Here is a 14,120-nt window from a genome sequence, read left to right as displayed (position 1 = left end):
GAGTTTTATCCAAATAAGAAAATAACCCTGCAAATAGCTCAGGATTAAGAGAGCTAAATAGCAGGGTTTTTATTAAAAGACCTCCACTCTAATTAATGAGGGATTTGGGTTTGCCACGATTTCAAATCGATGACATCAGCGACATAAGTTAAATCGTTTCCATTCATTCTATAAATCTTTAAATCGTTTTTCACAATATATAATAATCGATTTACGACAGTGAAGTAACCTTGTTGAACGTATAGTTCATCATCTAAAGCATTTAACGTGCGACCACCATAACTACTAGAGACGATTTTTGGTTCTCCTTTGATATATTCAATAATTCGTTCAGACTTGAAGGATTGATAGTTAATAGTGCCATCTTCAAATACACCTAAATAAAATTCATGACCAAAAGCATAATATTTAAGCTTGCTACGCATATTAAAGAATAGGTAAGTTTCTGTAATCGATGTAAAATTATCAGAATCTTCAATGTAAAGTGCAAAGTAATATGAAACCTCATTGGTAAACGGCTTGAATACAGGGAGTGCAACCGTTTTATCCTGGACTAGTATATTGTTTAAATCTAGGGTATACCCTATTAAATCATAGGAATGAAATTCCAATAATTTACCAGTCTTTTTTTCTACAATCACAATTTTCGACTGTGTATCACTATTGAATTCATAGTCGTCATGTGTGTAGTAACCATAAGGCACCTGTTTGTTTTTATTTCTAGAGAAAATAACCAAATCATACTGAGCGTTCAATGTTTTTAAGTAAATCGGTTTGTAATCAAGACGCTTAGAACCCCAATCGAGCAGTTTATAGTCTAATGGTTCATTCAATGAAGACTCATACAATACGTCATCAATTAATGATAATGTAAAATCACTCGTTTTATCATCGAGGACTAGATGTGTATAGTTGAAACCATAATAAGGTTCATCCGTCCAAGTATAAAACTCAAAGGCTAAATAAGAGAGACATAAAATTGCTATTGAAATAATCATCCTACGTTTCTTTTTAAAATAAACAATTGCTGTGATAAGCACAATAGGTGTTAGGATTGAGAATATACTAAACCATGTCATCTTCGGGTTGACCACCTTCCGTATATCTTAGAATGTCTCCTGGATGACACTCTAAAGCTTGACAAATAGCGTTTAATGTTGTGAATCTTATCGCTTTGGCTTTACCCGATCTTAAGATAGATAGGTTAGCCTCAGTTATCCCAATGATCTCACATAACATTTTAGACGTCATTTGTTTCTTTTCTAACATTTCTGTCAAAGTAACATAAATCATACAGTAAGTTTATTTTCCTCATAGATTTCGATTGCTTTACGGTAAATAAGTGCCAGGATATAAAGGATAAATCCAACAACTATGAATATTAATGGTTCTGATGCGATCGTAACAATAAATTCTTTTGAATAAGTTCCACCTATATACCTAACTACGCTTATTCCTAATCCAGTAAGGATTTGAATCGCAGTAATCAAAATGAAGTTCTTACCCATTCTTAATACCGCTTCTGCGTTCTTTTCTTCAAACACAATCCCATGGTTTAACTGATTCATTAAAAATAGCGCATCTTTAAATATGTAGTAGAAGAAGTACCCTCTAAAACTTATATCTAATAATAAAATCAAACTAATCTCGTTCAGTGGTTTAGTAAACAAGGCTACAAGTGATAAGACTACATAAATTAATACAAAGAAACAAAAAACAAAGATTAAGAACTTACTGAAAAATCGTAAAATTTCTGTTAAATTGTTTTTCTTTGTTAGATAGATGATATAAACAGAAAGACTTAGGGTGCCTATAGCGAGTAATGTGAGTAAAATAAACATATATTGCATAATTAATTGTCCTCCAAAAAGTAAGTAAGTTCTAAAGATTGTGGGATAAAGGGTTTTTTACGGTTCGTAAAGCTATTAAAACCTAAACGGACTGTAGATAATACATCTTGTTGTTCATAGACGTTAAACCTAAGTTGTAAGAAATTGTTTGGAATTTCATTAATCTCGTAGAGGATAACCCCTTCAAAATTGGATTTGTGCGGTGAATTTGTGATTGGGGTAGGGAAAGTCTCTTTTTCACCATAAATGATACGACTACCATACAGTTTATTTCTATAAGTTAGTTGTCCAAGATGTGTTTTATACTCATACCCAAGTGTCTCACTGACATTCAGTTCAAAATGATGTACTAAATGACCCAGCGCGGTATGGTTATAATTATAAGTAAATAGTAAATAGTATGTATTCTCTCTAGATTTAAAGAGATGCCCCTCTAAAGAAAACGTAGGCTTGCCATCCCAATCGATGTTTTCATAACGACTCCAATCCCTAGAATAAGTATAAGGTAGTGAACTATCCCAAATGAAATCTACGTTTTTAAGGGAGGTTACATAAGAGTCTGTTTCATAGTGACTCAATAAATCAGAAGCTATGTAAGGCAGTTTACCGTCATAACCTAAACTATCCACATAGGTTTCATACTTATTGGGTGCTTCAATTAAAAAGTAATCTTCTAAGTCTGTGGGTTTAAATAACCAATACCCTAGTAATGACATTAAAAGGATCATATAAGACATTAAAATTTTCATATTTCTCTCCTAAAATTATTGTTTTTCGATAATTATATCTTACAGCACCCTGAATCTATTGTCAATCATTATTTGAAATAAAACCTTTTAAACGATTGATTTTTAAATCTTTAATTCTATTTATAATTGATTAATTAAAAAGACAATTCGCTTTTTTAATGTATTTTCAAAACGCTATTGACACAAGAAGAGTAACGATAGAGAGAAAAGAAGCGTTAAAACTTTATAAACGCTAATGGTGGATAGTTCCTTTGTGAACTTTCCATCTTTTTTTGATCTTGATGTTTTCTTGATTTGGATCAAGGTTTTTATATGGATTAGTTGATAAAATGATGGTGTCTTAGGAGGGATAATATGAATGCGGTATTAAGAAAAGAAGTATTAGAAAACAAACGTTTTTTAGAAATCATCAAAATTGTTAGAAAGGTTCACGGAGAATCGCATAAAGAGTTTTATGAGGTTTATGATCAGTATTTAAAGCTATATGAAGGATTTGAAACTAACGATGATCTAAGGATTAAAGAAACATTACACCGTTTAAGGGTATTAACACATGACTACTTAGTACCTAATGATGTATGTGAAACATATCAAATGGTTTATGAGTATATAAAATCAATCGATCAAGGATATCAAGAAATCTAATGAACACAAAAATTATCTATAAACATAAAAACCATTTGATGTTAGTTTCATTGATACTGATCGTATTTGCATTTGTAAATAATTATGTAACTCATAATAAAAACATATCAGAGATTTTGTTATTGATTGCTTCTATAGTAGGTTTATTACCTATTTTATTTCAAGCATACAGCGCATTAAAAATTAAAGTCATTAGCATTGATGTATTAGTCGTACTTGCTGTACTTGGGGCATTTATTATTAAGAACTATGAAGAAAGTGCGATTGTCACATTTCTATTTCTATTTGGTTCTTTTCTAGAACAAAAAACACTAAATCATACTAAAAAAGCAATCAAAGAGTTAACGGATTTAACACCGCTTGAAGCAGCAGTGTTAAAAGATGGTTTGACTGTAAAAATTCCGATTGAGGAGGTTCTAGTTGGTGATTTGGTCGTTGTAAAAACAGGAGAAAAAGTCCCTGTGGATGGTTTGATTGTTGAAGGCAGTGGTTATTTAAGTGAAGCTTCACTAACTGGTGAATCCATACCTGTATCAAAAACATTATCAGATCAAGTTTATGCATCAAGTATATTAGACGACGGGCATATTGTGATAAAAACTACTGCAGTTTTAGAAGATACAACCTTTGGTAAAATCATTGAAATGGTTGTTGAAGCTCAAGATAAAAAATCAAGAGCATGGCAATTCATTGATCGTTTTAGCACTTTTTATACACCAGTGGTATTAATTTTTGGGTTGTTGATGGGGTTATTAACAAAAGATATAGAACTTGGTGTGACTATTTTAGTGTTAGGTTGTCCTGGTGCTTTAGTGATCGGTATTCCAGTATCTAATGTGGCAGGCATTGGTTTTGGAGCGAAACACGGGATTTTATTTAAAGGCAGTGAGACCATCAGTGACTTAGCCAAAAGTGATGTGTTCATCTTTGATAAGACAGGAACACTCACGAAAGGGTTTCCTGAAGTTGTAGAGATGATAGCTTATGATTCAAATGTGGATAAGATTAAAAACTATTATAAATCGTTGGAAGAAACTCAAACACATCCACTGGCAAAATCTATCCTTAACTACATAGGTGATGTAAGTACTTTTGAGGTAAAAGACTTAAATGTTATTAAAGGTCAGGGCATCAAGGGATACATAAATGACAAACGCATTTTACTTGGTAATCAAGCATTAATGAATGATTATCAAGTAGAACTAAGTTCAGTTTTAAATGACATTAAACGCTTTGAAGATAAAGGATTATCATATGTCATTTTAGCAGAAGAAGAGAAAGTTTTATCGGTTATCTCAATTGGAGATCAATTAAGAGATAATATCAATAATGATTTAAAGAGATTACGTCAACTAGGTGTTAAAGATACTTATATTTTATCTGGTGATAACCAAGGGGCAGTAGATAAAATTAAAGATAGTCTTAATATGACACAAGGATTTGGAGGGATGTTACCAAAAGATAAAAAGGCATTCATTGATAAATTAGTACTTGAAGGTAGAAAAGTAACCTTCATTGGTGATGGCATCAATGATGCACCATCACTAGCTAGTGCAACCATTGGTATTTCAATCAAAGGTGGTACCGATGTTGCGATTGAGACAAGTGATGTTGTCTTAATGCATCATGATCTTTACCATTTGGCAACTGCAAAAAGGCTTGCTGGCAAGATTTTAAGAAATATGTGGCAAAACATTATCATTTCGTTATTAGTCGTTATTGTCTTACTTTATCAAGTGCTATATAACAGTCAGATGACAATGTCTATTGGCATGTTAGTTCATGAACTATCCATTCTAGTAGTGATTTTAAACGGGATGAGACTATTAAAAACAAATATAAAGGAGAAATAAACATATGAAACAAATGACATTACAATTAGAAACATTAACTTGCCCTTCTTGCTTACTCAAAATTGAAAAAGGGTTAAAGCGTCTAGAAGGAATCGACAAGGATTCAGTCGAAGTGATGTTTAATTCGAGTAGAGTTAAATTATCATTTGATGATTCTAAGTTGGATTCTAATGAAATTCAAAAAACAATAGAAAATATCGGTTATGATGTTTTAAAAACAACCCTAAAATAAAGATTAAAAACCTTGGCAAAAAGAAGCCTTTATCATACAATAGAGTTGGAGGTATTGATATGCAAAAAGAACTTAGAACCAAAAAGCTGTATTTTATATGTACCGATATTTAAGAACCTTTCTAAGGATGAGCAAGATGCGGTTTGTTTGATTTCCACCCATCAAAAGCGTTCTAAAGGCAGTTTCATCTATACCTCTGGTGATATCCTTAATAGCTTATATGTCATTCATCGGGGTAAAGTTAAAGTGAGTAAGTTCAATGATGAGGGTAAAGAACAAGTCATTAGAATTCTTGAAAAAGGTGATTTCTTTGGTGAGATGGCTATTTTTAGTGAGGAATTGATGTCATCAACTGCTGAAGTGATTGAGGATGCAGTGATATGTTTAGTCGACAAAGACGAACTAAAGAAGCTGATGGTTACCTCACCTGAGTTATCGTTTAAAATGATGACTGAATTATCAAAGAGATTAGTAAAAGCTGAAGAACTAATCGAAAATACTAATATTCAAAAAGCCATTTATCGTGTGGCTCACTTATTGTTAGAAAATCATAAAAACGGGATTGTTACATTTAAAACAACCAAACAAAATCTAGCAAAACAAGTTGGTTTAACACCTGAAACATTTAGTCGTAAACTTAAAGAACTAGAGTCGTTAGGACTAATTATAACATTGAACCACAAGACAATTGAGATAGTAAATATCGAACAATTTAAGGATGAAATAATGAGGTTTTAGAATTTATTATATCAAAATAAATGAAGAAAAATAATATATCATTCACTTAATGAGGCAATCAAAAAGGCAGCCAATGAAAGATCAATTATCTATGATTTAAAAGATAACGTGGGTAATGAACTAGTTGTTTTCTAATACACCAAATGGTGCAGATTCAAGTGCGCTATTATATTCAATCACACAAAGTTGTTTGATGAATGAGTTAAATCCTTATAAGTACTACACCTACATCTTAGAGCTATTAACTAATTCAAAAGTAAATGAGCTAAAACTAGACGAGTTAATGCCTTATAGTGAAAAGATGATAACTAAATTTCATATGAATAACGGAACTGACTAACCATCACCTTGTTTAAGTAACAGCTAAGATCTGAGCGATCAGGTCTTTTTTTACGTCTGTTATTTGACGCTTACTAAAAGTTTAAATTAGTGGCTGCAACTTTTTACACATAATTAACTATGTGAGAAAAGTTGCAGTTTTTTTGTAATATAGTGTGCATTGCCTCATAAATTGTTCCAATATAGAATAGAGACTTAAGATTTTAGTTAAGCAGTATTCAACAAAAGGCAGTAATCACGGACAACTTCATATGTCTTTAGGTGATGACTTAGAAGAAGTAATTGCATTTCTATTTGAATTAGGGTTTACAATATTTACAGAAAGATTAGATAAAAAATACCCAATGGTAATAAACAATAAAGATTTAAGCGCTTTTCCATTAGGGACAAATGCTCTAATGGCTTGTTTGAGTAGTTGTGGCGGAAAACAGATTAATGTAAAAACTTTAAAAACACTTGTTGTGAACAGTCGTTTTAATCAAGTAATTTATCATCGAAAATTAATTATATACATGTTATAATATATTCATCACATCGATAAAGGAGTATTTCTGATGAATATTAGCATGAAAAAGTTGTTATTTGTATTGTTGGTTTTTATGATGAGCCTTGGGTTAGTGGCTTGTCAAAAAGACAATGACATTGAAAAGGATTTAGATACTTATTTGATTTCATTTGATACAGATGGCGGCGATGAAATTAAACCGGTTGAGTTAAAAGAAGGTGACATCATCGATTTAAGCGATGAGCCATCTAAAGTTGGTCATACATTTATAAGTTGGGATCAAACGTTACCTGAAGTGATGCCTAATCATGACATTAATCTAAAAGCATTATGGGAGACAAATCATTATACGGTTTCGTTTGATACAGATGGTGGAACTTCAATGGCTGATGTTAAACAACCTTATTTAAGCGAGTTATCAATCACCAGTATACCTGAAAAATTAGGACATCGATTTGTTAAATGGGATAAAGAACTACCAACGCATATGCCTTTAAATGGGCTAACCTTAAAAGCGATATGGGAAAAGATAGAGGAAAATATCGAAGATTCATATCACACAGAGGATTTTGAAGAACTTCAAGTCATCAAAGACGGTGGTGGTAATTTTAGTTCATATGAAGATTTTGATTATATTTCAGTTAAAGGTTTTACGTATGATGTATTAAACGGTAGAATCGATATTGGTTTAAAAGCAAATGGTAATGCGATCACCATTGGTGGTTTTGGGAATGACTTAGGTGATGCAGGGTTAGGATTTATAGAATTAACCAATGGTGTTGATGGCATATCTGAAGTATCGTTTAAAGCAAGGTTACCATTTTCACCAAAATCAACTTATCCACAAGGTGGTGGATCAGATAAAGCAAACAACGCTAGAATCAAAGTATTTGTTAATGATACATTGATTGAAACATTCAGTTTCTTAGATGACGATGAAGCAAATAAAGGAAAGACTTTTATGCTTTCTAATTTAAATGTTTCAGGTGATTTTACGTTTAGAATTGAAATTAGTAGTGGTCATCGTTTAACAGTTGATGACATCATATTTAAGACTAATCTAAGTGGACAAACTGAGCATAAAACAACAAGTGTTGACTTTGAATCTGAGTTATTCGACTTTGACAATGAAGAAACTATTCATGAATTAAACGGCATGCAATTTGTATTAAAAGAAGTACACACCTTAGTCATGCATCAAGAAAAAGAAATGAACTACATGAGTGATAGTAATGGATCGGTTGTGGCTAGATTTAGAGGTGATAAGGATGATTACTTTAGTACACCGGTTAGTTATATGTATAACGTTGATCCCTTTTCATATGTTAGAATGTTATCGTTTGATGCTAGACTTTTTGGATCAGAGGTTTACTTCTCGTATGATAGTATCATCAACATATATATTAACGTAACTGATGAGTTTATACTGCTAGATTCAATCGACTTACTAACGACTGACTTCAAGACATATACATTTGATATTAATCAATCAAATGTGATTATCAAGATAGAAGTATTGAATGGAAAAGTTAATCTTGATAACATTATCTACATAATATAATATTTATATGATAAAATCACCATTCTGATATGATACCTCCAAAGTAGGCACAGAAAATAATGTAAAAATATATTATTACTGTTAATACCAGGAGGTATTTTATTTTTGTGAAAAAACATGCGTTTAAGTTATTTGAAGCTTACAAAAAATTATTATTGTTTGAGCAATAAACGGTTAAATATCATGTTGCTGATTTGAGTATTAATGACGTCAGTTTGGGAAAATGAACAGAAGGAGAAAATAATAATAAATTATATTAAAGATGTGTGGATCTTACTAGATAGCTAAATGGTATGATTTCAAATAGTTACTAATGATTAATTACTGTATAGTTAGTTATATGTTATAATTGACATATGTAATAAATGAATCTAAAATTCATGAAATGGGAGGATATTAATATGCCATCAGGTTCAAGAGGGGGTTCAAGGGGAGGACACGGATCTCGTGGCTCTAGGAGCGCTAGTTCAAGAAAATCAAGACCGGCTTATGTTCATCGACATAATGTGTTTTATCCGCCAAGACGTTACCGTTTATTTCGTAGATCTTATAGGGTTGGTTCGTTAAGGTATTATCAAATGACCAAAATGTATAATTGGTTATCGGTTTTTGTGTTCGCTTTGGTTTTGTGTGGTGTGCTTTTATTCACATCAAATAATAAAATTAACTTAATTAAGAGTGATCAAATGTACTACTTTAACATGATTGATACAGCAAAAGAAGAACAGTATATGAATGCGATTGTCACCGATCGTATCAAGGGAGAAGGTGGTAAGTATTACATTACCTACAACCTTGAGATTTTTGGTCGTGACTTATGGCGCGAGGATGGGTATACCTATTCTATTTATACTAAGGAAGAAGCCGATCGCATATTTAACACAGGTGAGATTCGGATTGTTGTTGAAGGTTTACCGCTATTACCATCTACGGATTCCATAAATGCCGATTACAAGACATTTAGTTTGACAGATGATGGGAGTTATTTAGCAGCAATCAAACAAACAAGATACGCTCTAATTATTGGTAGTATTTCAATCATAGGTATTATAGGGTGTTCTATTTACTATTTCAAATTGATGTTTTCACATCGAGTAATGGAGGAGTCAAATAAAACAAATCCATCGACTAATACTGATGAAAAGAAAGAGTATTGTTTGTATTGTGGTGAAGTTTTGTCAAAAGAAGAGACGAAATGCCCACAGTGTCAAGCGGTTCGATGGCAGTCTTAACTGTACTTAATAGGACGTATTAGAGATAGAACCGTTAATATTAATACTTATGGAAATGCCGGTGGTATTTTAGGCATAATGTATGGAGGAACAGTGACTTCAAGTTCATATAGCGGAGTTATTAATGTGTATTATATTCCTAAAAGTAATACAACTATAAATCAAAATAGCACAATTGGAGGCATAGTTGGGTGGCAAGCTTCAGGTACAGTTTCGAATTGTACTGTATATGATAATATGAGAATAAAGTACTCTGCGAGTCTTGAAGCAACAAATGATAAATACTTAAAACCTGCGATTGGATATATTATTGGTAGAAAAACAGGTGGAACAACAAGTAATAATACAATGCCTGCGTCTTCTAGCGTTAACTGTATTGATAAAGGGAAATTATATTCATTTAAAGAGGGTGGATTTTTAGGAATTGGTAGCACAACATATAACCAATACGAATATGTTGCAACAACTAAGAGAGAGATTGGTCGAGAGGGATAATATCAAATGATTGAATTATCAAATATAGCAAAAGAATATAGTACAAAAAACGCACCTAATATAAAAGCGTTATGTAATATTAGTTGTTCATTACCTAATAAAGGATTAGTCTTTATACTAGGGGAAAGTGGAAGTGGAAAAACCACGTTGATGAATATTATAGGTGGTTTAGATATACCTACAGGTGGTGATTTAATTTTTCTAGACAAAGTTATTGGAAAAAAAGAAAAAGAATTAGACGAGTATCGAAACAAGTATGTTGGTTTTGTTTTTCAAGACTACAATATAATACCAGAACTAAATATTAGAGATAATTTAACAATGGGATTAAACTTCCAAGACTTAAGTATCACAAATGAATTTATAGATCGAACACTATCTTCTGTTATGTTAAAAGGATATGAGAAAAGATATCCCAATGAATTAAGTGGCGGGCAACTTCAAAGAGTTGCAATAGCTAGAGCACTGATTAAAAAATCAAAAGTATTGTTAGCCGACGAACCAACAGGTAACCTTGATAAAAAAACAGGGAATGAAATAATAAAACTATTAAAAGAGATTTCTAAGGAAAAATTAGTTATTATCGTTACTCATAACGAAGAATTAGCTAATAACTATGGAGATAGATTAATCAAGTTGGAAGACGGGTCAATCATATTCGATGAAATCAAGACAATTACCCCTCCTAACTCAAAAGAAGTGTATGAAACTGGAGAATCAAAAAGATTTTCAAATCGTATTGCTTTTAAAATGGGTCTTAAAAACTTAAGTTTTAAAAAAATAAAGTTAATTGTAACAGTTTTATTGATGATGATATCGTATGCTTCTATTGCTCTAACAATGTCTTTTTTCAGTTATCATCATGCAGATCCGCATACGAAACTAATTAAAACAAGAGATTATGATTACTTTAGCTTATCTAATGTTAGTTATCATGACATCCAAAACATTAAGCAAAAAAATACGACCACTAAGATACTTGAGGATTTTAAAGTCGGTTCGAAACAAGAAATGATTGATTTCGGATTTGAAATGTATCCTGAGAGTTTAGAGATAACTGAGAATAGTTACTATATATCAGAAAGTTTATTATATAGGTTTTTTGACATGGGAGAAATAGCGTTGATTGAGGATCAGGAAATAACTCTCAATTATAGTAATGTGACGTTCTCCTCGTTAATTGGGTCGAAAATACCGGTTGCAAGTACTGAGTTAGTGGTTGCAGGCATATTTAAAAGTCCATTTAGATATGCTCCAAATCCCACATTATATGAAGATGAAGCAAATTACATCTATAATATTTACAATACGATTTACTTGAAGGACACCTATTATGGAACTGAAACTAATATTTATTCTAACTCGCTCAATGACAAGTTGACTATAAATATTAATCATGATGGAAGATTATCTAATCATCAAACGCCCAAATTTAAAGCATTCTTCGATAAGTCTGATTATCTCATAGCCGGTCAAAATGATTTTATTCTTGAAGACAAACTTAACAAAAAAGAAATATATATCACATTAAACGATTACAATAAAATATTTTCTGAGTCTTATATTGAGTCTTATTATCTTGATGAACAATGGGTTTATGATCCAGATAAAGATATGGAAATAGAAAAAATAATTTTAAAAAATCCTTTGATTCATGTGGGTAAGAAAATTAACATAGAAGTAACAGATAAAACATATTCTCAAATAGATTCTTTCGAAGTAACAATAAAAGGAGTTATTTTCAAATCGGACACACAATCTTTATTTTTAATTGACGAAGAAGCATATAGTGAAATTGTACCTTTCATTACGATGCATCAACTACTTATAAGTACAAGTACAGTAAATAATCTGTCTCAGTTTTTAAGAACATCTGTAGACTATTACAATGTAGAAATTGAAACTCCAATTTCAGCACCCCAAGCACATTTTGAGTTAACACTTGAAAACATTAAGTTAATCATGCTGTTGGTATGTATACTTTTGACGTTTATTGTTTTACTTTTAACCGTATCTCTAATTTCTCAAAGTATTTATGCAAGAAGAAAGGAAATTGGTATTTTAAAAGCTTTAGGAGCAAGAAATAAAAACATTTATAAGGTGTATATTTATGAAAATTTAATTTTATGTATTCCTATTATTATTCTATCTATTATTTTTTCTTATCTTACTATTTGGGTAATTAATTATGGATTTGTTGAGCAGTATAGTAAAGATTATACATTCATCTACTATAAAACTTATATTGCTTTTGTTACCGTATCAGCTATTTTGCTGTTAAATATGATAGGAACGGTAATACCACTTTATAAAATAAACATGATGAAACCAATCGAAGCAATTCGAAAGTAGTAGTTTTAGTGACAAATTTTTTAACACTTGATCTGTGTTGATAAATTAAATTTTTAAAAATATCGATAATATATGGGGTTGGAGGAAGTCCGTAGTAGAATCTTGGCGTGATGAACATGAACTTGGTTTAAGGCATTCTTAGAGGATAAGAGAAAGAGATATCTTAAAGTCTAAAAAAGTGTAAGTGTCAAACAATGTCATTAACCTAAGAAAAAATATAGAAATAGGCTTATCCCTATTTTATATTTTTAATAAATTTGAAGTGTGATGGATTTATTCAGCCGTAAAATCATCGCTTGGGATCTATCAGATAGTTTATCTGTAGATTCAGTAGTCCGGTGTATTAAACGTGCAAAAGAAAGACGGAATTTGGATAATCCACTGATTATTCATAGTGATCGTGGGATACAATATGTTTCAAAAGAGTATTTGAGTTTAATGGATTCTAACATGAGACCAAGCTATTCAAAGAAAGCAGACCCATGGGATAATGCATGTATAGAATCATTTCACGCCATTATCAAACGTGAATGGTTAAAGATATTTAAGATAAAAGATTTAGAGCATACTCAACAGCTAGTGTTTGAATATATTGAAACATTTTACCATACTATAAGGATACATGGCACATTAGGATATATTTCTCCTAATCAGTATGAAAAGCAATACGAGAACTCGAGAAATGCTAATTAGTTGAGAAAAATGAACATACTCTTAATTTAATATGTCCGTTTTATTGACTTAGTATCAACGCATTATTTTAAACGCTCAAAGGCAAACAAGTTGATGTATAATTAGAACTAGAAATGGTTCTAATTTTTGTCTTTATAAGGAAGGTAAAAAATTAATGAAAAAAGTTATTAAATACATACTTATTCTAACGTTAACATTATTTCTTGTTGTGGTGCTAGGTCTATTCATTTATACAAGCAATTCTTATGATGCGCAAAAATCAATGAATGAGGAAATAGAACTATATGATCTTAGTTTGCTTACAGTTAAAGAGGATTTTGATCAAATTAGTTATTATGTGGATGATCCAATCAAGAATATTGTCTTTATTCCTGGTGGGAAGGTGAATCCTGAGAGTTATCGGTATCTTGCGGTTAAATTAGCCTTATCTGGGTATGACGTAACCATAGTCAAACCCCTCTTTAATTTGGCGATTCTAACGCCTAATTATTCAAAGAGGTTTTTAAGTAATGAGAAAGAAAATGTGGTGATTGGACATTCCCTTGGTGGGACCGTCGCGAGTTTGGTTGCTACAAATCATAAAAACATCAACGAAATAGTCTTTTTAGCAAGTTATCCAATTAGAGATGTATCTAGTCAACAAGTACTTATGATAACGGCTGAATTTGATCTTGTTCTTGATAAAACAAAAGTTGAAGAAAGTAAAAACTATTTAGGACAATCGGTTCAGTTTTATGAAATTGTCGGGGGGAATCACGCTCAGTTTGGATGGTATGGTAATCAAAAAAAAGATGGCGATGCGTCAATTTCAACGAAGACTCAACAGGATTTGGTGGTTAAAGCCATCCTTGATTTTATAGGTAATCAATAACGCTA

16 protein-coding genes are annotated in these 14,120 nt (G+C 31.5%); 12 read left to right on the top strand and 4 right to left on the bottom strand.

Annotation, left to right across the window (positions count from 1 at the left end; all coding sequences use genetic code 11):
• Window positions 1-92: 92 nt before the first annotated feature.
• Genes BN853_RS07895 through BN853_RS07880 form a run of 4 tightly spaced genes read right to left on the bottom strand, consistent with a single transcriptional unit; the run spans window position 93 to window position 2,599 of the window.
• Window positions 93-1,079 (bottom strand): hypothetical protein, encoded by a 987-nt coding sequence (locus BN853_RS07895; protein WP_030005417.1) that lies wholly within the window; start codon window positions 1,077-1,079, stop codon window positions 93-95.
• The gene (locus BN853_RS07890; protein WP_052591369.1) at window positions 1,066-1,293 is read right to left on the bottom strand and encodes a helix-turn-helix domain-containing protein; all 228 of its coding nucleotides are present in this window, start codon (window positions 1,291-1,293) and stop codon (window positions 1,066-1,068) included. The genes BN853_RS07895 and BN853_RS07890 overlap by 14 nt, the downstream gene beginning before the upstream one ends.
• A complete protein-coding gene (locus BN853_RS07885; RefSeq protein ID WP_030005416.1) occupies window positions 1,290-1,850 on the bottom strand; it encodes a DUF2975 domain-containing protein in 561 nt (186 codons plus the stop codon). Before BN853_RS07885 ends, BN853_RS07890 begins: the two co-directional genes overlap by 4 nt.
• Before the next feature lie 2 nt (window positions 1,851-1,852).
• Window positions 1,853-2,599, bottom strand: coding sequence for a protease-associated domain-containing protein (locus tag BN853_RS07880; RefSeq protein ID WP_030005415.1), 747 nt, complete (start codon window positions 2,597-2,599; stop codon window positions 1,853-1,855).
• A 354-nt stretch (window positions 2,600-2,953) separates the two neighbouring features.
• Between BN853_RS07880 and BN853_RS07875 the strand changes: the two genes are divergently transcribed.
• The 12 genes from BN853_RS07875 (at window position 2,954) to BN853_RS07820 (ending at window position 14,115) form a co-directional block, all read left to right on the top strand.
• Window positions 2,954-3,244: a hypothetical protein gene (locus BN853_RS07875; protein WP_030005414.1), complete on the top strand. Its 291-nt coding sequence runs from the start codon at window positions 2,954-2,956 to the stop codon at window positions 3,242-3,244.
• Entirely contained in the window at window positions 3,244-5,097 is a 1,854-nt protein-coding gene (locus BN853_RS07870; protein ID WP_030005413.1) for a heavy metal translocating P-type ATPase, read from the top strand. The genes BN853_RS07875 and BN853_RS07870 overlap by 1 nt, the downstream gene beginning before the upstream one ends.
• Before the next feature lie 4 nt (window positions 5,098-5,101).
• Window positions 5,102-5,329 (top strand): heavy-metal-associated domain-containing protein, encoded by a 228-nt coding sequence (locus tag BN853_RS07865; protein WP_030005412.1) that lies wholly within the window; start codon window positions 5,102-5,104, stop codon window positions 5,327-5,329.
• Window positions 5,330-5,341: 12 nt separating this feature from the next.
• Entirely contained in the window at window positions 5,342-6,067 is a 726-nt protein-coding gene (locus BN853_RS07860; protein WP_084232973.1) for a cyclic nucleotide-binding domain-containing protein, read from the top strand.
• Between the two features lie 124 nt (window positions 6,068-6,191).
• Window positions 6,192-6,407, top strand: a complete 216-nt coding sequence (locus BN853_RS07855) for a transposase domain-containing protein (protein WP_030005410.1) — start codon at window positions 6,192-6,194, stop codon at window positions 6,405-6,407.
• Window positions 6,408-6,657: 250 nt separating this feature from the next.
• Window positions 6,658-6,927, top strand: coding sequence for a hypothetical protein (locus BN853_RS07850; protein WP_030005409.1), 270 nt, complete (start codon window positions 6,658-6,660; stop codon window positions 6,925-6,927).
• Window positions 6,928-6,960: 33 nt separating this feature from the next.
• A complete protein-coding gene (locus BN853_RS07845) occupies window positions 6,961-8,472 on the top strand; it encodes an InlB B-repeat-containing protein (RefSeq protein ID WP_030005408.1) in 1,512 nt (503 codons plus the stop codon).
• A gap of 401 nt (window positions 8,473-8,873) precedes the next feature.
• Window positions 8,874-9,704: a hypothetical protein gene (locus BN853_RS07840; RefSeq protein ID WP_030005407.1), complete on the top strand. Its 831-nt coding sequence runs from the start codon at window positions 8,874-8,876 to the stop codon at window positions 9,702-9,704.
• A gap of 78 nt (window positions 9,705-9,782) precedes the next feature.
• Window positions 9,783-10,199 (top strand): hypothetical protein, encoded by a 417-nt coding sequence (locus BN853_RS07835; RefSeq protein WP_157869954.1) that lies wholly within the window; start codon window positions 9,783-9,785, stop codon window positions 10,197-10,199.
• 6 nt (window positions 10,200-10,205) lie between these two features.
• The gene (locus BN853_RS07830; RefSeq protein WP_030005405.1) at window positions 10,206-12,551 is read left to right on the top strand and encodes an ABC transporter ATP-binding protein/permease; all 2,346 of its coding nucleotides are present in this window, start codon (window positions 10,206-10,208) and stop codon (window positions 12,549-12,551) included.
• A 267-nt stretch (window positions 12,552-12,818) separates the two neighbouring features.
• Window positions 12,819-13,244, top strand: a complete 426-nt coding sequence (locus BN853_RS07825) for a DDE-type integrase/transposase/recombinase (RefSeq protein ID WP_030005404.1) — start codon at window positions 12,819-12,821, stop codon at window positions 13,242-13,244.
• Window positions 13,245-13,398: 154 nt separating this feature from the next.
• Window positions 13,399-14,115 (top strand): alpha/beta hydrolase, encoded by a 717-nt coding sequence (locus BN853_RS07820; protein ID WP_030005403.1) that lies wholly within the window; start codon window positions 13,399-13,401, stop codon window positions 14,113-14,115.
• The last annotated feature ends 5 nt before the right edge of the window (window positions 14,116-14,120 follow it).

The sequence above is a fragment of the Paracholeplasma brassicae genome (assembly GCF_000967915.1).
Lineage (GTDB): Bacteria > Bacillota_I > Bacilli_A > Acholeplasmatales > UBA5453 > Paracholeplasma > Paracholeplasma brassicae.
The sequence above is the reverse complement of the archived record's forward strand: the minus strand, read 5'-3'. Positions and strand labels throughout refer to the sequence as shown.